This window comes from Bradyrhizobium sp., from assembly GCF_049691595.1.
GTDB lineage: Bacteria > Pseudomonadota > Alphaproteobacteria > Rhizobiales > Xanthobacteraceae > Bradyrhizobium.
The window spans coordinates 1-1,535 of record NZ_JBAVNZ010000095.1 but is presented as its reverse complement, the minus strand read 5'-3'; the positions used below and the strand labels follow the sequence as shown (position 1 = coordinate 1,535).

Genomic DNA, 1,535 nt, shown 5'->3' with positions numbered 1-1,535 from the left:
CTGAAGCCCTCCGAGCGCGATCCGTCAGTGCCGCTGATGCTTGCGGAATTGATGCTCGAGGCCGGACTGCCGGCAGGCATTCTCAATGTCGTCAATGGCGACAAGGAAGCCGTTGACGCCATTCTCGATCACGATGATATCCAAGCGGTCGGTTTTGTGGGCTCAACCGATATCGCAGCCTACGTCTACGCGCGCGCCGCGGCGAACGGCAAGCGCGTGCAATGTTTCGGCGGCGCCAAGAACCATATGATCGTGATGCCGGATGCCGACATGGAGCAGGCGGCCAATGCCCTTATCGGCTCGGGCTACGGCTCGGCGGGTGAACGCTGCATGGCCATCTCGGTCGCGGTCCCGGTCGGCGAAACGGCGGCGCGCGATCTGCTGGCGCGTCTCATTCCAAAAGTCGAAAGCTTGAAAATAGGCCCTTCGACGTCACTTGACGCCGATATGGGCCCGCTGATCACCAAAGCCCACCTCGATAAGGTCAAGGGCTATGTCGAGATCGGTCTCAAGGAAGGCGCCGAGCTCAAGGTCGATGGTCGCGGCTTCAAAATGCAGGGTTACGAGAACGGGTTTTACATGGGCGGGTGCCTGTTCGACCATGTCACGCCCGAGATGCGGATCTACAAGGAAGAAATTTTCGGACCAGTTCTGTCGGTCGTGCGCGCCAAGGATTATGCGGAAGCCTTGCGGCTGCCGTCTGAGCATGCCTACGGCAACGGCGTCGCCATTTTCACCCGTGACGGCGATACGGCCCGTGATTTTGCGTCGAAGGTGAATGTCGGCATGGTCGGCATCAATGCCCCGATCCCAGTGCCTTTGGCTTATCACACCTTCGGAGGCTGGAAAAAATCCGGCTTCGGTGACCTCAATCAGCATGGACCGGATTCGATCCGCTTTTATACCAAGACCAAAACCGTGACCGCCCGCTGGCCGTCCGGTATCAAGGCTGGCGCGGAGTACGTGATCCCGACCATGAAGTGAAGTTACCGCTTGGCGGTGTGGCCGAGGGCTCGATAAACGGTATTGCGAGAGATGCCGAGCCGCCGCGCCGTTTCGCTGATGTTGTTGCCGGTTTCGGAATAGGCGGCCAGCACGCGGGCGCGCTGGAGATGCCAAAGCGAAGATTCACTCGCAACATGCACCGAGTGATCGATGCCCGGCTCGACCAGATCGATGCCGATCTGACCGTCGATGGCCATAAGCGACAGCCGGGCTAGGACGTTGCGCAACTCGCGAATATTTCCGGGCCAAGGCCGTTCGGCCAAATGCGCAATGGCATCTTCCGATATTGAACACTTCGGGTCGATGATGACCAGGAGGTGATGGACGATTTCGCCGAAATCGCTGCGCTCGGCAAGCGACGGCAGCGTCACATCGACGGTGTTCAGACGGTAAAGCAGATCACGGCGGAATCGTCCCGCCGATATGGCTTCTTCGATGCCGGCGTTGGTAGCTGAAACCAGCAGTACGTCTACTTTTGAATTGGAGCCGCCGATCGGCCGGGCCGTCCAATCGTCCAGGAACCGCAGAAT

2 protein-coding genes are annotated in these 1,535 nt (G+C 59.3%); one reads left to right on the top strand and one right to left on the bottom strand.

What is annotated here, in order from left to right; translation table 11 throughout:
- Positions 1-984: aldehyde dehydrogenase family protein (locus WCE35_RS04385; protein ID WP_424592117.1), on the top strand; the 984-nt coding region annotated here is incomplete at its 5' end.
- Positions 985-986: 2 nt separating this feature from the next.
- Here the strand turns inward: WCE35_RS04385 and WCE35_RS04380 are convergent.
- The coding region (locus WCE35_RS04380; protein WP_424592116.1) for a sigma 54-interacting transcriptional regulator at positions 987-1,535 on the bottom strand (549 nt) is incomplete at its 5' end.